Origin of the sequence: Streptomyces sp. NPDC101234 (assembly GCF_044767525.1) — a bacterium.
GTDB classification, from domain to species: domain Bacteria; phylum Actinomycetota; class Actinomycetes; order Streptomycetales; family Streptomycetaceae; genus Streptomyces; species Streptomyces sasae.
In genome coordinates, this window is sequence record NZ_JBIWOA010000006.1 from 136198 (window position 1) to 158744 (window position 22547).

General features: G+C 70.3%; 19 protein-coding genes and 1 pseudogene. 12 read left to right on the plus strand and 8 right to left on the minus strand.

What is annotated here, in order from left to right:
* Positions 1–20: 20 nt before the first annotated feature.
* The 3 genes from ACIRR9_RS13350 (at position 21) to ACIRR9_RS13360 (ending at position 5339) form a co-directional block, all read left to right on the plus strand.
* Positions 21–1811 (plus strand): dolichyl-phosphate-mannose--protein mannosyltransferase, encoded by a 1791-nt coding sequence (locus ACIRR9_RS13350; RefSeq protein ID WP_403750719.1) that lies wholly within the window; start codon positions 21–23, stop codon positions 1809–1811.
* 143 nt (positions 1812–1954) lie between these two features.
* Positions 1955–3565 carry a penicillin-binding transpeptidase domain-containing protein gene (locus tag ACIRR9_RS13355; protein WP_403750721.1) on the plus strand — a complete coding sequence of 537 codons (1611 nt, stop codon included), beginning with the start codon at positions 1955–1957 and terminating at the stop codon, positions 3563–3565.
* A gap of 103 nt (positions 3566–3668) precedes the next feature.
* Positions 3669–5339, plus strand: coding sequence for a penicillin-binding transpeptidase domain-containing protein (locus tag ACIRR9_RS13360; protein ID WP_403750723.1), 1671 nt, complete (start codon positions 3669–3671; stop codon positions 5337–5339).
* A gap of 36 nt (positions 5340–5375) precedes the next feature.
* Here the strand turns inward: ACIRR9_RS13360 and ACIRR9_RS13365 are convergent, their stop codons facing one another.
* On the minus strand, positions 5376–5723 hold the full coding sequence (locus tag ACIRR9_RS13365; RefSeq protein ID WP_365336287.1) for an SsgA family sporulation/cell division regulator: 348 nt from the start codon (positions 5721–5723) through the stop codon (positions 5376–5378).
* Positions 5724–5904: 181 nt separating this feature from the next.
* Here ACIRR9_RS13365 and ACIRR9_RS13370 point away from each other — a divergent pair, with 181 nt between their 5' ends.
* From ACIRR9_RS13370 to ACIRR9_RS13395, 6 genes are all read left to right on the plus strand, one after another.
* Positions 5905–6981 (plus strand): energy-coupling factor ABC transporter permease, encoded by a 1077-nt coding sequence (locus ACIRR9_RS13370; protein ID WP_403750725.1) that lies wholly within the window; start codon positions 5905–5907, stop codon positions 6979–6981.
* A 1-nt stretch (position 6982) separates the two neighbouring features.
* Complete coding sequence (gene cbiQ / locus ACIRR9_RS13375; RefSeq protein ID WP_403750727.1) at positions 6983–7744, plus strand: cobalt ECF transporter T component CbiQ; 762 nt, start codon at positions 6983–6985, stop codon at positions 7742–7744.
* Entirely contained in the window at positions 7732–8499 is a 768-nt protein-coding gene (locus ACIRR9_RS13380; protein ID WP_403750729.1) for an energy-coupling factor ABC transporter ATP-binding protein, read from the plus strand. Before cbiQ ends, ACIRR9_RS13380 begins: the two co-directional genes overlap by 13 nt.
* A 53-nt stretch (positions 8500–8552) precedes the next feature.
* A complete protein-coding gene (locus tag ACIRR9_RS13385) occupies positions 8553–9014 on the plus strand; it encodes a MarR family transcriptional regulator (protein WP_365336283.1) in 462 nt (153 codons plus the stop codon).
* Positions 9015–9189: 175 nt separating this feature from the next.
* Positions 9190–9594: an organic hydroperoxide resistance protein gene (locus ACIRR9_RS13390; protein ID WP_365336332.1), complete on the plus strand. Its 405-nt coding sequence runs from the start codon at positions 9190–9192 to the stop codon at positions 9592–9594.
* A 38-nt stretch (positions 9595–9632) separates the two neighbouring features.
* Complete coding sequence (locus tag ACIRR9_RS13395; RefSeq protein ID WP_403750731.1) at positions 9633–10802, plus strand: serine hydrolase domain-containing protein; 1170 nt, start codon at positions 9633–9635, stop codon at positions 10800–10802.
* Positions 10803–10850: 48 nt separating this feature from the next.
* On the opposite strand, the gene ACIRR9_RS13400 is transcribed toward ACIRR9_RS13395, so the two are convergent.
* The 3 genes from ACIRR9_RS13400 to ACIRR9_RS13410 all read right to left on the minus strand — a co-directional run bounded on the left by ACIRR9_RS13400 (position 10851) and on the right by ACIRR9_RS13410 (position 15013).
* A complete protein-coding gene (locus ACIRR9_RS13400; protein WP_365336281.1) occupies positions 10851–11126 on the minus strand; it encodes a DUF1876 domain-containing protein in 276 nt (91 codons plus the stop codon).
* 70 nt (positions 11127–11196) lie between these two features.
* On the minus strand, positions 11197–12078 hold the full coding sequence (locus tag ACIRR9_RS13405) for an NAD(P)-dependent oxidoreductase (protein WP_403750733.1): 882 nt from the start codon (positions 12076–12078) through the stop codon (positions 11197–11199).
* Between the two features lie 175 nt (positions 12079–12253).
* Positions 12254–15013, minus strand: a complete 2760-nt coding sequence (locus tag ACIRR9_RS13410) for an alkaline phosphatase family protein (protein WP_403750735.1) — start codon at positions 15011–15013, stop codon at positions 12254–12256.
* 241 nt (positions 15014–15254) lie between these two features.
* On the opposite strand from ACIRR9_RS13410, the gene ACIRR9_RS13415 reads away from it, so the two are divergent.
* Positions 15255–16526, plus strand: a complete 1272-nt coding sequence (locus tag ACIRR9_RS13415; protein ID WP_403750737.1) for an RNA-guided endonuclease InsQ/TnpB family protein — start codon at positions 15255–15257, stop codon at positions 16524–16526.
* On the opposite strand, the gene ACIRR9_RS13420 is transcribed toward ACIRR9_RS13415, so the two are convergent.
* Positions 16513–17877, minus strand: coding sequence for an ABC transporter permease (locus ACIRR9_RS13420; protein WP_403750739.1), 1365 nt, complete (start codon positions 17875–17877; stop codon positions 16513–16515). The two genes, ACIRR9_RS13415 and ACIRR9_RS13420, sit on opposite strands and share 14 nt — an antisense overlap.
* Entirely contained in the window at positions 17874–18860 is a 987-nt protein-coding gene (locus ACIRR9_RS13425; protein WP_403751178.1) for an ABC transporter ATP-binding protein, read from the minus strand. Before ACIRR9_RS13425 ends, ACIRR9_RS13420 begins: the two co-directional genes overlap by 4 nt.
* A 552-nt stretch (positions 18861–19412) precedes the next feature.
* Between ACIRR9_RS13425 and ACIRR9_RS13430 the strand changes: the two genes are divergently transcribed.
* Together ACIRR9_RS13430 and ACIRR9_RS13435 are read left to right on the plus strand one after the other, a co-directional pair.
* On the plus strand, positions 19413–21023 hold the full coding sequence (locus ACIRR9_RS13430) for an IS200/IS605 family accessory protein TnpB-related protein (protein ID WP_403750741.1): 1611 nt from the start codon (positions 19413–19415) through the stop codon (positions 21021–21023).
* Between the two features lie 18 nt (positions 21024–21041).
* The gene (locus ACIRR9_RS13435) at positions 21042–21473 is read left to right on the plus strand and encodes a hypothetical protein (protein WP_403750743.1); all 432 of its coding nucleotides are present in this window, start codon (positions 21042–21044) and stop codon (positions 21471–21473) included.
* A gap of 37 nt (positions 21474–21510) precedes the next feature.
* On the opposite strand, the pseudogene ACIRR9_RS13440 reads toward ACIRR9_RS13435, so the two are convergent.
* Both ACIRR9_RS13440 and ACIRR9_RS13445 read right to left on the minus strand, forming a co-directional pair.
* Positions 21511–21648 (minus strand): annotated as a pseudogene (locus ACIRR9_RS13440) (EamA family transporter); the annotation flags it as partial.
* Positions 21649–21653: 5 nt separating this feature from the next.
* Positions 21654–22415 (minus strand): class I SAM-dependent methyltransferase, encoded by a 762-nt coding sequence (locus ACIRR9_RS13445; RefSeq protein ID WP_403750745.1) that lies wholly within the window; start codon positions 22413–22415, stop codon positions 21654–21656.
* Positions 22416–22547 lie beyond the last annotated feature (132 nt).

Consider the following 22547-nt stretch of genomic DNA (forward strand, 5'->3'; position numbering starts at 1 on the left):
CGGTTCCCTACGATGGCGCGGTGACCAGTACCGCGTCCTCCACGGACACCCGGCAGGGCCAGGCAGTGCTCGACGAGCGGCCGACGTGGCAGCAGCGGCTGCGCCGATTCGGCTACACGGCGAGTCCGGCGCAGACGGCGCACACCACCGGCGGCAGTAGCGCCGCGGACGCCGGTGCGCACGCCGACGTCGTCGACCGTCTGGTGCCGCCGTACGCCGAGCCCAACCCCCGGCTGTGGCTCGGGCTGGGTGTGCCCCCGGTGCTCGCCGAGCGGATCACGCGCTGGTCGGGCTGGGGCGGCCCGCTGCTCGTGACGCTGATGGCGGGTCTGCTGCGGTTCTGGAACCTGGGCAGCCCGAGGGCGGTGATATTCGACGAGACGTACTACGCGAAGGACGCGTGGGCGCTGGTCCACCGTGGTTTCGAGGTCAACTGGGACAAGAACGCCAACGATCTGGTCCTGCAGTCGCACGGCCATCTGACGATCCCGGCGGACGCGGCGTACGTCGTGCACCCGCCCGTCGGCAAGTACGTCATCGGGCTCGGGGAACTGATCTTCGGCTTCGACCCGTTCGGCTGGCGCTTCATGACGGCGCTGCTGGGCACACTGAGCGTGCTGCTGCTGTGCCGGATCGGGCGCCGGATGTTCCGTTCCACCCTCCTGGGCTGCCTGGCCGGCGCGCTGATGGCGGTGGACGGCCTGCACTTCGTGATGAGCCGCACCTCGCTGCTCGACGGTGTGCTGATGTTCTTCGTGCTGGCGGCGTTCGGGTGTCTGATCATCGACCGGGACCGGTCACGGGAGAAAATCGCCGCCGCGCTCCAGCCGGACGCGGACGGCCGGATCCGCCCCGACGCGCGCGTGGCCGACGGTTTCCGCTTCGGCTGGCGCCCCTGGCGGTGGGCCGCGGGCCTGCTGCTGGGCCTCGCGATCGGCACCAAGTGGAACGGCCTCTACATCCTGGCCGCGTTCTGCCTGATGGCGCTGTTGTGGGACGTCGGCGCCCGCAAGGTGGCGGGCGCCCTGCACCCGTACAAGGCGGTCCTGAAGTACGACACGGGGATCACGTTCCTGGCGACGGTGCCGGTGGCGATCGCCGTCTACCTGGCCTCCTGGACCGCGTGGATCCTGTCCCCGACCGACGGCACCGGCGGCTACTTCCGCAACTGGGCGGCCACCGACGGCAAGGGCGGCAACTGGACGTTCCTGCCGGACTGGCTGCGCAGCCTGTGGCACTACGAGCACGAGGTCTATCTGTTCCACGTCGGCCTGTCGTCGCCGCACACGTACATGTCGAACCCCTGGTCCTGGATCGTCCTGGGCCGCCCGGTGTCGTACTTCTACGAGTCGCCCTCCCCCGGTACGGACGGCTGCCCGGCGAACGCCGGCGAGAAGTGCGCGCGTGAGGTGCTGGCGATCGGCACACCGCTGCTGTGGTGGGCGGCCTGCTTCGCGATCGTCTACATGCTGTGGCGGTGGGCCTTCCGCCGTGACTGGCGGGCGGGCGCCATCGCCTGCGGCATCGCGGCCGGTTACCTGCCCTGGTTCATGTACCAGGAGCGCACGATCTTCCTCTTCTACGCCGTCGTCTTCGTGCCGTTCCTGTGTCTGGCGGTGGCGATGATGATCGGCGCGATCATCGGCCCGCCCGGCTCCAGCGACACCCGCCGCCTGGTCGGCGCATCGGGCGCGGGCGTCCTGGTGCTGCTGATCGTCTGGAACTTCATCTACTTCTGGCCCCTGTACACGGGCACGGCGATCCCGATCGACTCCTGGCGTTCACGTATGTGGCTCGATACCTGGGTGTGAGCCACATCCCTGATCTCCGTTCGGACAACAATCGGAGAACACCTGCCACAGGAGCTTCACAACGACCTACAGTGCGAGCCACAACCAGCTTTTGAACGCGTTCACAAAATGCGGCAAAAGCACACGGGGAGGGATTTCGCACCATGCGCAAGGGGGTCAAGGTCGCCATCGTCGGCGGCGTCTGCACGGCCGTGCTGGGCGGGGGCGGTTACGCCGCCTACAACGTCCTGTCGGCGCTGCACGGTGACAGCACGCCGTCCGTACGGACGGGGCCGCCCACGAAGGACGAGATCAAGGACACCACCCAGAAGTTCTTCACGGCCTGGGAGAAGGGCGAGTCGGTGACGGCGGCGTCGTTCACGAACGACTCCGCGGACGCCGAGCCCGTACTCACCTCCTTCAGCGCCACCGCGCACATCAAGGACGTGCAGATCACGCCCGGCACGGCGACCGGTGCCACCGTGCCCTTCGCCGTGAAGGCGACGGTGTCCTACGGCGGGAAGTCGAAGCCGCTCGCCTACAAGAGCTCACTGAAGATCGTGCGCGGCGAGACCACGCACCGCGCGCTCGTCGACTGGGCGCCGTCCGTGGTCCATCCGGACCTGCGGCGCGGCGACACCCTGTCCACCGGCGAGGCGGCGAGTCCGCCGATCGAGGCCGTGGACCGCGACGGCAAGGTACTCACGAAGGACAAGTACCCGTCCCTGGGCCCGATCCTGGACGAGCTGCGCAGCCGCTACGGCGACAAGGCGGGCGGCACCCCGGGCGTGGAGCTGGTGATCCGGCACGCGTCCGAGGAGTCCGCCGACACGACGCTGCTGACCCTTGAGGAGGGCAGGGCGGGCAAGCTGCGTACGACGCTCGACGCACGCGTGCAGGCCGCCGCCGAGACGGCGGTGACGAAGTACGCCGAGTCGTCGGTGGTGGCCGTCAAGCCCAGCACCGGCGAGGTGCTCGCGGTCGCCAACCACCGCGAGGACGGCTTCAACGCGGCCTTCCTCGGCGAGCTGGCGCCCGGCTCCACCATGAAGATCGTCAGCGCGGCCACCCTTATCGACACCGGCCTCACGACGGCCGTCGGCCCGGCGCCCTGCCCGCCGACCGCGACCTGGCAGAGCCAGACCTTCAGCAACCTCAAGGGACTGGAGCCGGACGAGAAGGCCACCCTCTCGGACAGCTTCGCGCGGTCGTGCAACACGGCGTTCGTGAAGTACGCGGACTCGGTCCAGGTCGACTCCCTCACCAAGGAGGCCGAGGACCGCTTCGGGCTCGGGAGGAACAACTGGAAGGTCGGCATCCCGAGCTTCGACGGGCGGGTGCCGGCCTCCGGCGGCCCGGACACCGCGGCCAACCTGATCGGCCAGGGCCAGGTGCAGATGAGCCCGCTGAACATGGCCTCCGTGGCGGCGACCGCGTCGACGGGAACCTTCCGGCAGCCGGTGCTGGTCTCGCAGAAGCTGGACGGCCGTGACCTGGCCACCGCGAAGGGTCTGTCGGCCGGTACGGCCGCACAGCTGCGCGCCATGATGAACCGCACCGCGACCAGCGGCACCGCGGCCGGTGTGATGCGCGGCCTGCGCGGCAGCATCGGCGCCAAGACGGGGTCGGCGGAGGTCGACGGGCAGACCAGGTCGAACAGCTGGTTCGCCGGCTACCGCAACGACGTCGCGGCCGCGGCCATGACCCAGGACGGCGGTCACGGCATCGACGCGGCCGGGCCGATTGTCGCGAGTGTGCTACGGATCGGTGGCTGACGTCACTCCCACAGACCGGGACTCTAGGCTGGTGCAGTCGTTGGGGAGCGTGAGGGCTACGGGGCGGCGGGGACCCTGGGGAAGTGCGCGGAGGAACTGAGCTGTGGGCAAGAGAAGGCGCGCCGTCGAACGACGGCAGAACAGACCCGCCGTCATCGGCGGGATGATCGCCGTCGTCGTCGGCGGCGCCGGCTTCGGCCTCTACGCGCTGTACGGCGGCGGGGCGGCCGACGCGGCGTCGTCGAGCGCCGCCCACCACAAGGACGTCAAGACCGGCCCGCTGTCGGCGACCGAGGTGCAGACGACGGCCCGGACCTTCCTGGCGTCCTGGCAGCAGGGCAAGGCCACCTCGGCCGCCGCCGTCACGGACGACGCCGCGGCCTGCGTCAGGCTGCTGACCGGCTACGGCAAGGACGCCCACATCAAGGACGTCACCCTCACCGAGGGCACCCGCACCGGCGACAAGGTCCCGTTCTCCGTGAAGGCTACGGTGTCGTACAAGGGCGTCAGCAAGCCGTTGTCCTACGACTCCTCGTTCACCGTCGTCCGGCGCAAGAGCGACGGCAAGCCGCTGGTCAACTGGCATGCCTCGGTCGTCCAGCCGGACATGAAGGACGGCGACACCCTGGTCACCGGCGAGTCCGGGACTCCGCCCATCAAGGCCCTGGACCGCGACGGCGGGGAGATCACCACCGCCAAGTACCCGTCGCTGGGCTCGGTGCTCGACGGGCTGCGCGAGAAGTTCGGCAAGACGGCGGGCGGCAAGGCGGGCGTCGAACTGCGCGTGGTGCGCGGCAAGGCGTCCGAGAAGGCGGGAGCGTCCGACAAGACCCTCGTCGAGCTCAGCAAGGGCACCCCGGGCACAGTGAAGACGACGCTCAGCCCGACCCTGCAGGCGGCCGCCGAGAAGCAGGTCACCACGCAGAAGAACGCCTCGGTCGTGATGATGCGGCCCTCGACCGGCGAGATCCTCGCCGTCGCCAACAGCAGTCACGGCTTCAACGTGGCCTTCCAGGGCTCACTGGCCCCCGGTTCGACGATGAAGATCGTCACCTCGACGATGCTGTTCGAGAAGAACCTCATCACCCCGGACGCCTCGCACCCCTGCCCGAAGACGTACAAGCTGGCCGGCTGGACGTTCCACAACGACGACAACTCCGAGATCAAGCAGGGCTCCTTCAAGCTGAGCTTCGGCGCCTCCTGCAACAACGCCTTCATCGACTTCGCGCCGAAGCTGTCCAACAGCGACCTGACGACGGAGGCGCAGCAGGTCTACGGCCTGGGCATGAACAACTGGGCCATCGGCGTCCCGACCTTCGACGGCTCGGTCCCGGTGCAGAGCGGCGCGCAGATGGGCGCCTCGCTGATCGGGCAGGGCGGGGTGCGGATGAACCCGCTGAACATGGCGTCGGTGTCGTCGACCGTGTCGGCCGGCTCCTTCCACCAGCCGTACCTGGTCTCCCCGAGCGTCGACAACCGGACGATCGCGAAGGCCTCGCGGACGATGTCGTCGAAGACGCAGTCCGAGCTGAAGGACGTCATGTCCTACACGGCGGCCTACGGTACGGCGGCCAAGGCGATGTCGGGCCTGAGTTCGAGCTGCGGCGCCAAGACGGGCTCCGCAGAGGTCGACGGCCAGAAGAAGCCGAACGGCTGGTTCACCGCCTACTGCGGCGACCTGGCGGCCGCGGGCGTGGTCCAGGCGGGCGGCCACGGCGGCGACACGGCCGGACCGATCGTGGCGGCGCTGCTGAAGCTGGGGGCGTCCCTCTAGGGCCCTGCGGGGCGCTCGCCCCTGTGGGGCGGTTCCTCAGCCGGCCACGGGAGTGGCCATGTAGGTGCGCCTGAGGAAGCGCAGCAGCGCCTTCGACTCGAACTGCACCACCGATGTGCCGTGGTCGGAGTGGAACTCCACCACGGCCTGCACCCGCCCCAGCGGCCACACCCGTACGTCGCCGCTCTCGGCCGGCGCCCTGAGGCCCTGCTCCAGCAGCGAGCGCGAGAAGGTCCACTCGTCCGTCCCGGGCAGCCCGATCCGTACCGACCGCGGATCGGCGTCGGGGTCGTAGCGCAGGACGACGGGCACCGCGGGCGGCTCCTCCCGCTCGTCCTCGTCCGTGACGATGTGGGCTCGCGCGTACTGCTCGACTACAGACATCGGACTTCCCTTTACGCTCCGTGACCTTTGCGAAAGCCGTCCATCCGCTTTGCATCCAATGTCGCACATTTTCCGGAATGCGCTTGTGGGGGCCGTCGCATCTCGCGCGCGCTCCCGGATGTGCGATTCACAACCTTCTAGCTCTTGCAAAAGCTTCGCAATAGGACCCTAAAATCGAACGGTGCATGTACCTGACGGATTCTTCGACGCCCCCACCTCCGCGGTCACCGGAGCGGTCGCGGTCGGCGCCCTCGCGGTGAGCCTGCGCGGCGCCCGCCGTGAACAGGGGGGCACCTCCCGCGCGAGCGAAGCCGAGCGTGGGGGAGAACGGACCGCTCCACTGGCCGGCCTGGTGGCGGCGTTCATCTTCGCTGTACAGATGCTCAACTTCCCCGTCGCGGCCGGAACAAGCGGCCATCTTCTCGGCGGGGCGCTGGCCGCGATCCTCGTCGGCCCCTTCACGGGGGTGCTGTGCGTGTCCGTCGTCCTGCTCATGCAGGGCATCCTGTTCGCGGACGGCGGGCTGACCGCGCTCGGCGTGAACATCACCGACATGGCGATCGTGACGACCGTGGTCGCGTACGGCGTCTTCCGGGGCCTGCTGAAGGTCCTGCCGCGCTCCCGGCGCTCGGTGACCGCCGCGTCCTTCGTCGCCGCCCTGCTCTCCGTCCCGGCCGCCTCCGTCGCCTTCACGCTCCTCTACGCCGTCGGCGGCACCACCGACGTGTCCATCGGCAAGGTGGCCACGGCGATGATCGGCGTGCATGTGCTGATCGGCGTCGGTGAGGCCGCGATCACCGCGCTCACGGTCGGTGCCGTCATCGCCGTACGCCCCGACCTGGTGTACGGGGCGCGCGGGATGCGGCAGGGGCTGAAGCTGCGGGTGAACGGCGTGCTGGTGGACGCGCCCGCGGCGCCCTCCGCGCCCGTGGCGGGGGCGCGCGCCTCCCGCCGCGCCTTGTGGGCCACCGGTCTGGTGACGTCCCTGGTGCTCGCCGGTTTCGTCAGCTTCTACGCCTCCTCCGACCCCGACGGCCTGGAGAAGGTCGCCCGCGACCAGGGCATCGACGCGAGGACGGAGGAGCACGCCGCCGCGGGTTCCCCGCTCGCCGACTACGGCGTCGAGGACGTCTCCGACGCCCGCCTCTCCGGCGGCCTCGCGGGCGTCATCGGGGTGGGCACGACCGTCGTCGCGGGCAGCGCGGTGTTCCGGGTGGTGCGCAAGCGCCGTACGACCGCCCCCTCCCAGGTGCGCTGAGATGGGCTCGGGCCACGCGCACCGGCTCTACCGGCACGCGCACTCCCCCGTGCACGCGCTCCCGCCGCACACCAAGCTCGCCGCCGCCTTCGCCTTCGTGGTCGTGGTGGTCTCCACACCGCGCGCGGCGATATGGGCGTTCGCGCTGTACGCCGTGCTGCTCGCGTTCGTCGCACAGCACGCGCGCGTGCCCGCCGGCTTCCTGCTGCGGCGGCTGCTGATCGAGGTGCCGTTCGTCGCGTTCGCGGTGCTGATGCCGTTCGTGGCGGAGGGCGAGCGGGTCGGCGTCCTCGGCCTCCCGCTCAGCGTGAACGGCCTCTGGGACGCCTGGAACGTCCTCGCCAAGGGAACACTCGGCGTCGCCGCCTCCGTCCTCCTGGCGGCCACCACAGAGCTCCGTGAGCTGCTTCTGGGCCTCCAGCGGCTGAAGCTCCCGCCGCTGCTCGTCCAGATCGCCTCGTTCATGATCCGCTACGGCGATGTCGTCACCGACGAGATGCGGCGGATGCGGATCGCCCGGGAGTCGCGCGGGTTCGAGGCGCGGGGCGTGCGCCACTGGGGCGTGCTCGCGAAGACCGCGGGCGCGCTGTTCATCCGCTCCTACGAACGCGGGGAGCGCGTCCACCTGGCCATGGTGAGCCGGGGGTACACCGGCTCGATGCCGGTCATCGACGAGGTGACCGCGTCCCGGGCCGAGTGGTCCCGCGCCCTTGCACTGCCACTGTCCGCATTCGTCGTCTGTCTACTGGGATGGGCCCTGTGACTGCATCTCTGGAGGTCTCCGGCCTCGCCTTCGCCTACCCGGACGGGCACCAGGCCCTGTTCGGCGTGGACTTCACCGTCGAACGCGGTGAACGCGTCGCGCTGCTCGGGCCGAACGGCGCCGGCAAGACCACCCTCGTGCTGCACCTCAACGGCATCCTGAGCGGCGGCACGGGCACGGTGACGGTGGCCGGGCTGCCGGTCGGCAAGCGGCACCTGGCGGAGATCCGGCGCCGGGTGGGCATCGTCTTCCAGGACCCGGACGACCAGCTGTTCATGCCGACGGTGCGCGAGGACGTGGCGTTCGGACCGGCGGCGGCCGGTCTGAAGGGCGCGGAACTGGCGGCACGCGTGCGTGCCGCCCTGGACCGGGTCGGCATGGCCGGCTTCGCCGAACGCCCGCCGCACCACCTGTCCTTCGGCCAGCGCCGCCGGGTCGCCGTCGCCACCGTGCTCGCCATGGAACCGGAGATCCTCGTCCTCGACGAGCCCTCCTCCAACCTCGACCCGGCCTCCCGTCGCGAACTCGCCGACATCCTGCGCTCCCTGGACGTCACGGTCCTCATGGTCACCCATGACCTGCCCTACGCCCTGGAGCTGTGCCCGCGCTCCCTGATCCTGAGCGACGGCACGATCGCCGCCGACGGGCCCACCGGTGACCTGCTCTCCGACGACGCCCTGATGCGCGCGCACCGGCTGGAACTGCCGTTCGGCTTCGACCCGCGCGCGGCGGTCGCCGCGCGCCGTGGCATGTGACGCGTTTCCGTGACGGCCGTCCGCCGCCTCTCCGCGTCCGGGACAATGGGCGCGTGACGCATCAAGAGGACGCGGGATCGCCACGGCTGGACGACCAACTGTGCTTCGCGCTGTACGCCGCACAGCGCGCCGTGACCGCCGCCTACCGCCCCCTCCTCGACGAACTCGGGCTCACCTACCCGCAGTACCTCGTCCTGCTCGTCCTGTGGGAGCGGGGCGAGACCACGGTCAAGGACCTGGGCGGCGCGCTCCGTCTCGACTACGGCACGGTGTCGCCGCTGCTGAAGCGGCTGGAGGCGGCCGGCCTGGTGCGCAGGGAGCGCTCGGAGCAGGACGAGCGCTCGGTGCTCGTCGCGTGCACCGGGCGCGCGGAGGAACTGAGGGAGCGCGCGGCGCGCATACCTGGCGCCCTGCTCACGACGACGGGTCTGGGCGGGGCGGACGTGGCGCGGCTGCGCGAGGAGCTGCGGGAGCTCGCGGAACGGGCGGGCAGGGCGGCCTCCCGGCCGGCATAGCCGCCTCCTGTTACCCACGGTTTCCACCCCCCTGGTAATCCCAGGGCTTCCTACCGGTCGGTACCTTGTGCACGATGTGCTTGCACACATCTGTGTTGCCCACCACTGTTTCTGTCCTGGGGGAGGTCCCGCCGTGATCGAAGGCGCCACCGTCGACACCCGTCCGACGAAGATCATGTATGTCGCCGAGGCGACCGCGCACGGCGGCCGGGACGGATATGTCACCAGCCAGGACGGCCAGATCGACCTCAAGGTGGCGATGCCGCCGCAGCTGGGCGGGGACGGGAACGGCACCAACCCGGAGCAGTTGTTCGCGGCCGGCTTCAGCGCCTGCTTCCACAACGCGCTGATCCTCGTCGGCAACCGCTCCGGCTACGACCTGACCGGCTCCACGGTCGCCGCGAAGGTCGGTATCGGCCCGAACAAGCAGCGCGGCTACGGTCTCGCGGTCGCCCTCAGCGTCTCGCTGCCGGTGCTGGACGCGGACGTCGCGGCGAAGCTGGTGGACGCCGCCCACGAGGTGTGCCCGTACTCGAACGCGACGCGCGGGAACATCGACGTGACGATCGTGCTTGGTTGAAAGGAGAACAGCGGCACCGCCGAGCAGGGAGTACGGACGTGGACGTGAACGGCACTGTGGCCGAGGGCTTCGAGCCGGTCAGGGACGCGTTCGTGAAGAACTTCGAGCTGCTCGGGGACCGGGGCGCGGCGGTGGCCGTGTACCGGGACGGGCACCGGGTCGTCGACCTGTGGGGCGGCGCCCGGGACTTCGACGGAGACGCCGGCCGGGCGCCCTGGGAGCGGGACACCGCCCAGATAGTGCGCTCGGCGACCAAGGGCGTCGCCGCCGCCGTACTGCTGCTCCTGTGGCAGCGCGGGCAGCTGGACCTGGACGCTCCGGTGGATGAGTACTGGCCGGAGTACAAGGCGGCCGGCAAGGAGCGGACGTCGGTACGCCAGCTGCTCGCGCACCGTGCGGGCGTGCCGGTGCTGGACCGGCCGCTCACACCCGCCGAGGCCGCCGACCCCGATACCGGAGCCGCCGCGGTGGCCGCGCAGGCGCCGGTGTGGGAGCCGGGCACCGACCACGGCTATCACGCGCAGACCTTCAGCTGGCTGACCGGTGAGCTGGTGCGCCGGGTGACCGGGCGGGGCATCGGCGAGTGGATCGCGGACGAGATCGCCGGTCCGGTCGGCGCCGAGCTGTGGCTCGGGCTGCCGGAGGTGGAGCAGACGCGCGTGGGGCGCGTCGGGCCGGTGGCGGCGCCCGAGACCGCCGGCGTGCTGCGGACCCGGCCCAAGCGTGCCGTCTCCGAGGCGTACGCCGACCCCGCGTCGCTGACCCGCCGGGCGTTCGGCGCGATCAGCCCGCTCCCGGACGAGAACGACCCCGCCTACCGCGCGGCCGCCCTCCCCGCCTCCAACGGCATCGCCACCGCCGACGGCCTGGCCCGCTTCTACGCCTCCCTGATCGGCGAGGTCGACGGCGGCCGCCGTCTGTTCGCGCCGGAGACCATGGAGCAGGCCCGCACCGAGCAGTCGGCGGGACCCGACCGCGTCCTGGTGATCTCCACCCGCTTCGGGCTCGGCTACATGCTGCACGGCAGCGCGACCCCGCTGCTCTCCCCCACCTCCTTCGGCCACCCGGGCCGCGGCGGCGCGCTCGGCTTCGCCGACCCGGAGTCGGGCATCGCCTTCGGCTATGTCACCAACGGCTTCCGCAAGAGCGTGACGGCGGACCCGCGGGCGCAGGCGCTGGTGCGGGCGGTGCGCACGGCGCTGTCGTAACCGCCGAAGGCACCCCCGCGCCGCCTCTCACCACCGCACCCGCGCCCCTCACACGTTGATCGGATGCGAGTGCCGCCCCGAATCCGCGTCGATCTCACCGTGTGCCTTGGTCAGCAACTGCATGGCCAGCTCGTTCAAGGCGCGGGCGCCTGCGATCTCCTCGCCGACTCTCGGCTGGTTGCTGTCGGACTCGTGGCGGCTCGCATGGCCGTGCGCCCGTACCTCGGTACCGTCGGGCAACCGGACCAGGGCCGCCGCGCGTGTGTGGGTGTCGTCCTCCAGGAACTCCAGCTCGACATGCCAGCCCACAGCGGTTTGCATCATGGGGACCACCTCCGGAATCGCTGCTTCCAGGGTGCTCCTCGGCGCGCGGGCCGTCACGTCGGCGGACCGGCTACTTGTCGTCGAAGCTGGCGAAGTAGGCGGCGGCCATGTCCTCGTCGGCGTGGCCCTGGGCGGCGGCGCGGGCGAACCGTGCGGCGGCCGCTTCCGCGACGTCCAGGCGGACGCCGCGGCTCGTGCCGGCGGCGACGATCAGCCGGGCGTCCTTGCCCGCGGTGTCCACCGCGAAGGAGGCCGGGGTCAGCCCGCCGTCCAGGATCAGCCCGGCCTTGGCCCGCAGGTAGCCCATGTCGAGCGGGCCGCCCGCGATGATGTCGAAGAACTTCTGCGGGTCGACGTCGAGGGCCTGGGCCAGGGCCACGACCTCGCCGGTGGCCGCGGTGGCGGCGAGGACCCAGCTGTTGGCGACCAGTTTGAGCCGGGTGGCGGCGGCCGTCGCCCCGTCGTCGCCGGTCCACAGCGTGCGGGCGCCGACGGCGTCGAAGACGGGCGTGACCGTCTCCCGGCCCTGCTCGGGCCCGGCGGCCAGCACGGTGAGCTGTCCGGCCTCGGCGGGCTGGCGGGTGCCGAGGACCGGGGCGTCGTAGAAGACCAGTCCGTGCTCGCGGGCGAACGCGGCGAGTGCGGGGATCTGGTCGAGGCCCGCGGTGGTCGACTGGGCCCAGACGACCCCGGGACGCAGCGCGGGGGCGGCCTCGCGCATGGTCTCCAGTGCGGTGTTGCCGTCGTACAGCATGGTCAGGACGGCGTCGGCGCCCTCGACGGCACCGGCGGGGGTGTCGGTGACCTGGGCGCCGTCGGCGGCGAGGGGCTCGGCCTTGGCGCGGGTACGGTTCCAGGCGCGGACGGTGTGCCCGGCCCTGAGGAGGTTGCGGGCCATCGCGGCGCCCATGATGCCGGTGCCCAGCACGGCCACGGTCGGCTTGTCGGTCATGACGTCTCCCTGTCCTCTCCCTGTTCTCTCTCTGCTCTCTGCTCTCGTGCGCTTCGCAGCAAGCTTGACGCACCGCGCACCCCGCGGGGCATACCCCACGGCGCGCCATCGGGCCGGAAAACGGGGGAACCCCGGACCGGCGGCCCGGGGTTCCCCGACAGGAACGGACGCTGCGTCAGCCGTCGTTCTCCGACGTCGGGAGGTAGGCGCCCGGGACGTCGTTCGGTGCGTAGATCTTCTTGTCACCGGGGTACGCCTTGGCCCAGTTGTGGGTCTGGTACCAGGTGTAGCGGTTCATCTGCATGGCGTTCGCGTAGTCCGGAACGGCGTTCGTGCCGGTCAGGCGCTGGTGCGAGGACCAGGTCTTCCACTGCGCGGCGACACTCTTCTCGGCCGCCGGCACCGACACGGTGGTCGGCGCGGCCGCGGCCTCGGGGTTCTGGGCCGCCGGGGTGTCCGAGCCGCAGGTGGGCTGCGGGCTCACGCCGAGGGTCAGCGAGGTCCGGTTGGGCACCGCGGTGAACGGGGTGTCGTCGGCCTTCTGCGTGAACGCCCCGTACATCGGGGTGGCCGCGCTGTCGAGCTGGTTCATCGGCTGGATCCCGAGGATCTGCTCGATCGTGCGGACCATGGTGATCTGCGAGTAGTAGTGGTTGTCGACCGTGCTGTGCTTGGCGTACGGGCTGATGACCTGGACCGGGGCGCGGTGGCCGTCGACGTGGTCGAGGCCGGCCTGGGAGTCGTCCTCGACGACGAAGATCGCCGAGTCCTTCCAGTACTTGCTGTGGGTGATCTCGTCGACCATCCGGCCGACCGCGAGGTCGTTGTCGGCGACCTCGGCGGCCGCGTTCGCCGGACCGCCGGTGTGGTCGTTGGAGAACCAGAACATGTTCAGGTTCGCCGGACCGTTCTTCTCGAAGTCCTGCTTCCAGATCTGCTCTTTGTAGATGTCCGGGACGTTCAGGTCGAACAGCGGGAAGCCCTGCACGGCCACCTTGTTGAGCGAGGGGATCGCCGAACCCGTCTTGATCGGGTACTGGGTCTGGGCCCCGGTCGCGGCCATGGTCTTGCTGTCGCAGTACAGGTTCTGCCAGGTCGCGCCGGCCGGCTTGGTCTCCAGCGACTGGAACTCGCCGAAGTCCTTGACGGACTTCCCGGCCGCCTGCGCGCCGGTCCAGATGAAACCGGTCTTCTGGTGGCCGAGGACGTCGTCCTCGGTGTCGTAGCTGCGCGTGTACTCGCCGGCCGACGACTCGGTGTACTCCGGGTTGTCGGACTGCATCAGCCAGTTGTGGCCCTCGGCGGAGTTGGTGCCGATGTCGTAGAAGTTGTCGTACAGCCCGAACTGCTCGGCCAGGGCGTGCTGGTTGGGCGTCACGTTGTCGCCGAACTGGGTGAGCGAGGAGTCGCCGTCTCCCTGCGGGAGGTCGCCGAAGACCTGGTCGTAGGTCCGGTTCTCCTTGACGAGCAGGAAGACGTGCTTGATCGTCGACGGGGCGCCGATCCGCGTCGGGACCGGGACGGCGGTCGTGTAGCCCTTGCCCTTGGCCGTCCTGACCGAGCCGGGGGTCCAGCCGTTCTGCTTGAAGACCTTGACCGTCTGGGCCTTGATGGTGGAGTCGCCCGGCAGGGTGAACTGCGTCAGGCTCGACGTGGTGTCGTGGGTGTTGTGGCCGGCGGCGTCGGGTCGGCGGGCGTCCACGCCACGGGTGTTGGCGACGACCACGTGCTTGCCGTCGGCGAAGATCCCCGAGGGGTAGTAGTCCGTGGGGAGCAGGCCGACGTAGCGGGCGGGCTGCTGCGGGTTCGACGAGGTGTAGCGGTAGACGGCGACGGCGTTGGCGCGGCCGAGGGTCACCAGGAGGCGGCCGTCGTCGGTGAGGGTCACCGCGTTGGGCTCGTAGCCGACCGACGCCTCCGGCCACGGCTGGGTGGCGATGGTCTGGACGACCCGGTCCTTGCGGCTGTCGATGACCGACACGCTGTTGTCGGCGGTGTTGGTGACGAACACCGCGCCGTTCTTCGCGTACACGGCGGTCGGGTGCAGGCCGACGTCGATGGTGCCGACGGCCGCGGACGCGTCCGCGGTGTCGATGACGCTGACCGTGCCGGTGGTGCTGGCGCCGGTCTCCGGGTTCGCCACCACATTGGTGCCGTACGAGTTGATGGTGGTGTCGCCGACCTTGGCCGGGCGCCCGCCCTCGTTGCTGACGTAGAGCTTGCCGCCGACCAGGGCGAGGCCGCGCGGGGCGTTGCCGACGGCCCAGGTCTGCTTGATCGTGCCGGTCGCCGCGTCTATGGCGACCACCTTGTTCTGACCGTTGACCGCGGAGTACACGGTGGAGCCGTCCGCCGAGAACACGGCCGCGCCCACCAGCGCCTGCTTGGAGCCGTCGGCCGCGATCGGAACGGCCGTCGGGGTGGAGAGGGTGCCGTCCGCGTTGACGGTGAACTTGGTGTAGCCGTTCGCCTGGCCCAGCCACAGCTGCTTGCCGTCGGGCGAGTAGGTCGGGCCCTCCTGGCCGACGGCGCCGGCGCTGATGCGCAGGTCGTCCGCCGCGTTGGTGCCGACCTTCTGCTTGACCTGACCGGTGCTCAGGTCCATGACGACGAGCGAGGCGTCGCCGTCGGCGATGGAGGCCGCGAGGTGGGAGCCGTCCGGGCTGACCGTCGACGACATGATCTTGCCGTCGTTGATGACGGTACGGCTGCCGTAGGGGTTGATGTACTGGTCGGCGGAGACGACCTGGCCGTTGGCGGTGACCTGGGCGACCTGCTGGGTGCCGAACTGGTAGGTCGAGGCGACCGCCGTGCCCGTGACGCCGAGGGCGACGGCGATACCCGTCGTCACCAGCAGGGTCCGGCGGCCGACGTTCCTGCCGAACAGGTTGATCTGTCTCTTCTGGTTGATCCGACGCTGGCGGGTTACCTGCACGGAACTGTTCCCTTCAACTGGTTCTTACAAGGAACCCCGGGCGTTCACACCCAGGAGGAATCGCATCGTGTGTGGGTGGCGCGGAGGCCGCAGTGCCCTGGTCGTGGTGCGGCCGTGTAGTGGGCGGGTGGGGATTCCGGCGGAGCCGCAAAATACGGTGCGGCAGGCCGCAGTTCACTGGTTCGGGTGATCGTGAACGAACATGCGGTGGCACGTCGCACGGCTGTGTACGTTCTCTGGTGTGAAGCTCGTCGTGCAGGTGAAACTCGCTCCGGATGCCGCGCAGACAGCGGCAGTCGGGCGCACCTTGCAAGCGGCGAACGAGGCGGCCACCTGGGTGTCCGCCCTCTCGTTCGAGCACTTCCGCCTCAAGGGCTCGGTCCGCGAGCTGCGCAAGCTGTGTTACGGCGAGCTGAAGGCCCATGGCTTCGGCGCGCAGGCCGCCCAACATGTGATCAAGCGGGTCGCCGACGCCTACACAACGCTGCGGGCGAGCATCAAGGCCGGGAACCTCGGCCCCGAACACTCCAAGCGCCGCCACAAGGCGGAGTCCAAGCCCATCGCTTTTCGCCCTGACGCGGCGCACACCTACGACGACCGGTGCCTGTCGTGGAACTACGACGCTCAGACCGTCTCGATATGGACGCTGGACGGCCGGGTCAAACACGTCCGCTTCGCCTGTTCGCCCGGCGCACTCAAGCAGCTCACCGAGCACCGCAAGGGCGAGAGCGACCTGATCGAGCGGGACGGGAGGCTGTTTCTGGTCGCCACCATCGATGTTCCCGAGCCAGAAGTATTCGACCCGAAGGGCTTCATCGGGGTCGACCGAGGCATCACCAACCTCGCCACCACCTCCGACGGCGACAACCACACGGGCCGTCGGCTTGGCCGCTACCGCAGGTGGCAAGCCCGTAAGAAGGCCGAACTCCAGGCCAGACAGACCCGCAGTGCCAAACAGCTCCTCAGGAAGCGTGGACGCCGTGAGGCGCGGCACGCCACTCACGTCAACCACAGGATCTCCAAGACCGTCGTTGCTGTCGCCCAACACACCGAACGCGGTATCGCCCTCGAAGAACTGGGCGGCATCCGCGAGCGGGTCACGGTTCCCCGCGACCAGCGAGCACGACAGTCCTCCTGGCCGTTCCACCAGCTCGGCGCGTTCATCGCCTACAAGGCACGCCGCGCCGGCGTCCCGTTCATCGAGGTGGATCCGGCCTACACCTCGCAGCGCTGCCCGCGCTGCGGCCACACCGAGCGCACCAACCGGCGCACTCGGGATGATTTCCACTGTCGTCGGTGCGGCCTCGCTGGGCCGGCCGACCACGTCGCCGGGGTCAACATCGCCAAACGCGGGGCCACGGCGTGGGTATTCGTCAACATGCCCGATCCAACCCCGGCACAGCCGGAGCCGGTAGATGTGACCTGTGACCGCCCTGCCGTAGGGGGCAGTCGGGAGCATAAGCGGAGCCTTTCCGGACTGAGTCAACATGCTCAGTCCTTTAGCGCCGAGTAGTTGACTGGGTGTCCAGCAGTTCGACGTTCCCGTCGAACTGCCACAGCGGATTCGGGGCGTCTCCGGTCGGGGTCCGTACAAGGAAGTAGCCGTTGACCTCCTTCGGACCGTCGCCGTCGGCCACGAACCGCCCGTCTGAGGTGATGTCGAGCTGATAGATCGCCGTCCCCGCGACCGCGACACCGGGCAGCTGCCAGCTGACGACGCAGCGCCAGTCGTTGCCCGCGCCCTCCTGGGCGGCCTGGCCGTCGCTCTTGGTGCACGCCGCCGTGGTGCGCAACTGAGCCTCGGTGACGGCGGGACGGTGGAGTTGGCGGGTCTGCTGCCGGTAGAGGTGGGCGAAGGCGGTGGCGAGGGAGCCCTGGACCTTGCCCTGGTCGATGCCGGAGCCCGTCGACGGGGTGGCCACGGCGACCGCCCCCACGGTCACGGCGGTCAGCGCGGCCAGCGGCAGCAGTCCCATGGTGAGCGCACGGCGCCCGTTGCCGTCGTAGGCCGGGTTGGTGAAGTCCCGCCGTACGAACAGCGCATAGGCCAGCACGGTGGCGAGCACGGCCCACACCAGACCGACCGCGACGCCGATCAGGAGCGGGGCGAGCTGGGTGGGGCTGGTGAACAGGCCGTTCCAGGAGATGAAGGCGTAGCCGGGCAGGGCGAGGCGTACGGCCACGGGCAGCGGCAGCATCTGGGCGACCGACATCGCGAGCGCGACGACCGGGGGCAGCAGCAGCCCCATCGGGGAGCGGCCCAGCGCGACCGAGCCGAGGAGCCCGATCGCGGCCAGGGCGAGGGTCGGGGCGAGGGCCGCGGCCCAGGAGAGCAGGACCCGTACGGCCGCGTCCCCGGGCGACAGCAGATGGCCGTCCAGTCCGACCAGGGGCTGGTTGCCGACCGCCACGAGTCCGCCGACCGCGCTGGAGACGGCCAGCCCGGCGACCAGCAGCAGGATGACGGTGAGGCTGGCCAGCGTCTTGGCCACGAAGATCCGCGCGGGCGAGCGGACCGCCACCAGCAGATGGCGCCAGGTGCCGAGCCGGTCCTCGGAGGCGAACACGTCACCGGCGACCACCGACGTCAGCAGCGGCAGCGCCCAGGTGCCCGCGAAACCGAGCATGACCAGCGGCCCGGCCCACCCCGTGGCGTGCATCCAGCGGCCGAACAGCGTGTCCGCGGGCAGCGTGCTCTGCTGGCTCACCCCCGCGACGAACAGCGCCGGCGCGATCCAGCAGGCGAGCACCAGCAGCCGGATCCGCCACTGCGAGACCAGCTTGACCAGTTCGAAGCGGTAGCCGCGCGACACGGGGACACGGCGGGCGGGAGCCACGCTGCTTTCGACTGCGACGGCGGTCATCGGCCGGCCTCCTGCTGCTCGGTGAGGGCGAGGAACGCAGCCTCCAGCGGTGATACGACGGGGGCGAGTTCGCGCACCGCGACGTCCGACCGCACGACCTTCGCGACGAGTTCGTCCAGGGCGGGCACCAGCGCGCGTACGACGAGGACGTCGGCGTCCTGTCGTACGCCGCTGTCGTCGATGATCCGGATCCCGGTCGTGTCGTCGGCGATCCGGCGCGCGGTGTCGGGGTCGGAGGTGCGCAGCCGGTAGTCGAGTTCACGGTTCTCGGCGGCCAGCTTGCCCAGCGGGCCGGAGAACACGACGCGTCCGGTGGCGAGGATGGTGACCTCGGAGCACAGTGCCTCCAGGTCGTCCATCCGGTGGCTCGACAGCACCACGCCGGTGCCGTCCGCGGCGAGCCGGGTGAGGACACCGTGCACATGGCGCTTGCCGGCCGGGTCGAGGCCGTTGGACGGTTCGTCGAGGACGAGCAGCCGGGGCCGGGTGAGCAGGGCGGCGGCGAGCCCCAGCCGTTGGCGCATGCCGAGGGAGAAGCCGCGGGTCTTGTCGTCGGCGACATCGGTGAGCCCGACCTCGCCGAGCACGTCGTCGATGCCCGACGCACCCGCCGCCCCCGCCTTGCCCGCCTTGCCCGCCTTGCCCGCCTTGCCCGCGTCGAGGCCGCGGAGTGCGGCCAGCGCGGCCAGATTCTGCCGTGCGGTGAGGGAGGGGTAGAGGCCGGGCGCGTCGACGAAACCGGCGACACCGTCGGGTGCGGCGAGCGCCCGTTCGACCGGGGTGCCCAGGATCTCGAGCCGGCCGCCGTCGGCGACGGCAAGGCCCAGCAGAAGGCCGAGCAGTGTCGTCTTGCCGGCGCCGTTGGGTCCGACCAGGCCGTGGATCTGACCTTGCGTCACATCCAGGTCGACGCCGTCGAGTGCGACGACATCGCCGAAGGACTTGGTGATCCCGCGGGCCCGGACTGCGAGGAGTGTGTCCATGAGTCCCATGCGTCCCTTCTTCCGCAATCCGCAGGGACCTTATGGACGACACACAACCCAGCCACAGACGAATGGCTGAACGCCCGTCGAACGGTTCGTCAAAGCAACGGCAAGTCGGTCAAGGGGGAGACGAATTCCGGCCGAACCCGGGCAACGCACGGGCGGCACCCGGGCAGCACCCGACGCACCGGGGTCGTGACGCCGGGGATTAGAGTCCCCCCGGGCAGGTGCCTCTTCCCCTGCATGTGCGAAACGGGAGCCACCGTGGCCGACATACCGATCATCACCACCTTCGTCACCACGCCGGCCATGGTGCTTCGCTCGTACCGGGCGTGTTCCCGGCGGGGGTTGTGAGCAGCTGGTGATCGGCATCGATTGAACGCGCTCTTGCGCGCATGAGTGAGCGTGCCGGGCGATGGCAGGCGTGCTCTGGGCAGGGAACGGGAGTTCTTGCGTCGAATGCGTGACCTTCGTCGGTGGTGGTCGTTGGGTGGGGTGACGGATTTCGGCGACACCGGGTCGGGGGTGCGTGCGGTGGGTGGACTGCGGGAGATGACGGCACCGTTCGTGGTGCCTGGTCCTGCGGGCGTCGCAGTCCGTGCCCGGCTCAAGGGTCTGACCGGTGAGGACTTGGAGGTGCTGTGCCTGGTCGGTGACCACCTCGGGTCGCTGGCCTCCCGTGATCTGAAGGAGCGGTGTGCGGCTGGGCCGGAGCACGACAGCGGGCAGTGGGCGCGGCGCAAGCGTGTCCTGACCGGGGAGTCCTCCTCGCGCTGGGCAGGCAGCATCACGAAGGCCACCCACGATCAGTGGGCGCTGGCCCGGCGCGGTCTGCTCGCGTACATCCACAGTCTCCAGGCGGGTGTGCGCACGCTCAGACACCGGCTGTCCCTGCCCGTCGGCGGGAAAGGCACCAAGCGGGCGCCGGGCGGTTACCGCAGCAGGCGGGAGTGGTTCGCCAAGTCCCGCCGTCTGCACGTTCTCGAGGACCGGCTCCAGGCGGCACGGGCCCGCTGGCAGGCCGGTGTCGTGCACGTGGTGCGCGGCGGGAAGCGGCTGCTGACCACCCGGCACCACCTGAAGGCAGCACAGCTGACCGAACAGGAATGGCGTCGGCGATGGCAGGCCGAACGACGGTTCCTCCAGGCCGACGGCGAGTCCGGCAAGCGGTACGGCAACGAGACCATCCGCGTCACCCCCGGCGGCGAAGTCTCCCTCAAGCTCCCCGCGCCGCTGGCACATCTGGCCAACGCCCCGCACGGTCGGTACGTCCTGGCCGCGACGGTGGCGTTCGCGCACCGGGGCGAACAGTGGGCCGACCGGGTCACCGCGAACCGGGCCGTGGCCTACCGCATCCACGAAGATGCAGGCCGGGGCCGCTGGTACCTGACCGCCTCGTGGACCCTCCCGCCGGTCCGGACGGCGCCACTCGCAGCGGCCCGCATGAACGGTGTGGTCGGCGTCGACACCAACGCCGACCACCTCGCCGCCTGGCACCTCGACCGGCACGGCAACCCGGTCGGCGAACCGCTCCGGTTCGCATACGACCTCACCGGCACCGCTCAGCACCGCGACGCCCAAGTCAGGCACGCCCTGATCCGGCTGCTGCACTGGGCCAGACGCCACAGCCTCGCCATAGCCGTCGAAGACCTCGACTTCACCGCCGAGACCACCCGGGAGAAGCACGGCCACAAGAAGCGGTTCCGCAAGCTGATCTCCGGCATGCCCGTCAGCAGACTGCGGGCCCGGCTGGTGAGCATGGCGGCCGAACTCGGCATCCCCGTCATCGCCGTCGACCCCGCCTACACCAGCCGCTGGGGCGCCCAGCACTGGCAGAAACCCCTGACCAGCACAGACAGGAAGACCACCCGCCACGACGCGGCCGCCGTGGCGATCGGACGACGCGCCCTGGGACACCCGATCAGGCGACGGACGGCACCGCCCCCACACGACCGGAGCGATCGTGCGGGGCATCGGACCGTCCAGGCCGAACCGGGTACCCCGGGGCGTGAGGGAAACCGCCCCCGCATCCCCGGACCACGGACACGATCCGTGCCGCCCGGACGCGGAGCGAACGCGGTCGACCAGAACGCCCAACACCGTTGGGGGCGTTCGGCTGAGCATGAGCCCTGGCAACAGGACTCACTCCCGCTCAGTCTCTAGGAACGGTACGTCCAGCGCGTGGCGATCTGCACCGGGCTTCTGCTCGTGGGCGGTGTTCTGTGCGTCGCCGGTGCACAGGTTCCCAACGGTGTCCCGGCCGGCACGGTACTGGTGCTCTGGGGAGCGGGGTTCTTCCTCCTGCGCGAGCGTTCCGTCCGGCGTCAGCTGGCGCCCTACCTGGTGGGCGAGCGGAAGGTCACCGTCACCATGACGGACACGGAGTACCGCACCCAGGGCCCGGACCGGTCCACGTCCCGGACCTGGACGACGTTCCGGAGCGTCTCGCGCGTCGGCGGCTTCTGGATGCTGCGCGTGTCACCGCAGCTGGCCATGGGCCTGCCGGTCGCGGCTCTGGACGAACAGCAGACGGCCGCCTTCCTCACGCTGCTACGGGAGAAGGGGCTCGACCGGACCGCGTCCGGCCGGCGAGCCGAGGACAGAGCCGCGTAGCCGGACCACCTGGAATCTCCAGCGACATGCCCCTTCCCTATCCGGCATGCAGCATCAGCCCGATCCCGACGACCAGCAGTCCGGCCGCAGCGATCCTGGGCGCCCCGAACCGCTCCTTGAAGAAGACCGCGCCGATGGCGGCGCCGACGATGACCGATGTGATGCGGAGGGCCGCTGCGGCTACGTGCCGGCGATGAGCAGGCGGTATCCGTAGTCCATGCTCTGCTCGCGTACCAGGTCGGCGTGGCGGCGGTGCCAGTCGCCGGAGTCGAGGTCGGCGCGGAGCCGGGCGATCGCCGGCCCCACGACCGAGGGCGACAACTGGGCGAAGGTGGAACTGGCTCGCCGGATCACCGGATCGAGGTAGAACTCCGGTCGACTCCAGTAGGCGCACTGGAAGCCGTCGGTGAAGTCGTGCGGGATGGGGAAAGGCGTCACGGTGTGCGCGTCGAGCGCGTCGGCGACCTCGGCCACAGGAGTGAAACGGGCATGGTCCAACTCACGGATCTCCGGCAGGTACTCCTCCAGCAGCCAGAGCTCCGGCCGGTGCATCGGATCCCAGGTGAAGACGACCTGCCTGCGGGCCACGCGGCGCATTTCACCGAGTCCCCGGTTCAGGTCGGCCCAGTGATGGACAGTCAGGATGGCCATGGCAGCGTCGAAGGAACCGTCCGGGAACGGCAGGTCTTCGGCCCCTGCCCTCACCTTCTTCGTCCCGGGATGCTGGTCGAGCATGACCTGAGAGAGATCGACAGCTGTCACGTCGGCGTCCTCCGGCTCATAGGAACCGGCACCGGCGCCGACGTTGACAACGGTACGGGCGCCTTCCAGGGCCTGGCCGATCAGGGCGTTCAGACGGGGATCAGGACGTCGGATTTCGCTGTACCCCCTGCCGATGCGGTCGTAGGTCGCCGACGGACGGTCGGCAGCGGCGGTGTCCATGGACCAAGCCCAGCAGACCGAAGGGGTGATGGCCAAGGCTGTTGCACACACAGGCCGGAACGAGTCCCCGGGGCGGACATGACCGGTACGAGCGGCGAGAATCCACACGCCAGAACAACAAAGCCGAGGGAG

What these genes read in the sequence shown, in the direction of transcription:
- ACIRR9_RS13355 (WP_403750721.1), top strand. Translation starts at nt 1,955, where the DNA reads ATGCGCAAGGGGGTCAAGGTCGCCATCGTCGGCGGCGTCTGCACGGCC.
- ACIRR9_RS13365 (WP_365336287.1), bottom strand. Translation starts at nt 5,723, where the DNA reads ATGTCTGTAGTCGAGCAGTACGCGCGAGCCCACATCGTCACGGACGAG.
- cbiQ (WP_403750727.1), top strand. Translation starts at nt 6,983, where the DNA reads ATGGGCTCGGGCCACGCGCACCGGCTCTACCGGCACGCGCACTCCCCC.
- ACIRR9_RS13380 (WP_403750729.1), top strand. Translation starts at nt 7,732, where the DNA reads ATGGGCCCTGTGACTGCATCTCTGGAGGTCTCCGGCCTCGCCTTCGCC.
- ACIRR9_RS13390 (WP_365336332.1), top strand. Translation starts at nt 9,190, where the DNA reads ATGTATGTCGCCGAGGCGACCGCGCACGGCGGCCGGGACGGATATGTC.
- ACIRR9_RS13400 (WP_365336281.1), bottom strand. Translation starts at nt 11,126, where the DNA reads ATGATGCAAACCGCTGTGGGCTGGCATGTCGAGCTGGAGTTCCTGGAG.
- ACIRR9_RS13405 (WP_403750733.1), bottom strand. Translation starts at nt 12,078, where the DNA reads ATGACCGACAAGCCGACCGTGGCCGTGCTGGGCACCGGCATCATGGGC.
- ACIRR9_RS13420 (WP_403750739.1), bottom strand. Translation starts at nt 17,877, where the DNA reads ATGACCGCCGTCGCAGTCGAAAGCAGCGTGGCTCCCGCCCGCCGTGTC.
- ACIRR9_RS13425 (WP_403751178.1), bottom strand. Translation starts at nt 18,860, where the DNA reads ATGGACACACTCCTCGCAGTCCGGGCCCGCGGGATCACCAAGTCCTTC.
- ACIRR9_RS13430 (WP_403750741.1), top strand. Translation starts at nt 19,413, where the DNA reads ATGACGGCACCGTTCGTGGTGCCTGGTCCTGCGGGCGTCGCAGTCCGT.
- ACIRR9_RS13445 (WP_403750745.1), bottom strand. Translation starts at nt 22,415, where the DNA reads ATGGACACCGCCGCTGCCGACCGTCCGTCGGCGACCTACGACCGCATC.